The 269-nt window shown below is 53.5% G+C and carries 1 pseudogene; it reads left to right on the top strand.

The features are described 5' to 3' along the window. A pseudogene (locus HBA93_RS21355) lies at positions 1-181 on the top strand (group II intron reverse transcriptase/maturase); the annotation flags it as partial. Positions 182-269 lie beyond the last annotated feature (88 nt).

Here is a 269-nt window from a genome sequence, read left to right on the forward strand (position 1 = left end):
GTTTGGTCGCAATGAACGCGGTGACCCTATCGGAAAAGCATTGAAACGGCTTGTCTCAAGCCCGAAAGCACAATTCCGGTGGCGCAATCCCGAGGAAAATCCATACATCTTCCGGATTGAAGACCGCAGCACCGTCACGTCGCATTACCATGATGTTGCTATGGCCATGGGCCAAGTTTGAATGGAGAGCCGTATGCGCTGAAAGGTGCACGTACGGTTCGGGGAGGAGAAGCGCGTTTGCGCTTCTTACTCCACTTTGGACCAGAGAG

Origin of the sequence: Ochrobactrum sp. SFR4, assembly GCF_019730395.1 — a bacterium.
Taxonomy (GTDB): domain Bacteria; phylum Pseudomonadota; class Alphaproteobacteria; order Rhizobiales; family Rhizobiaceae; genus Pseudochrobactrum.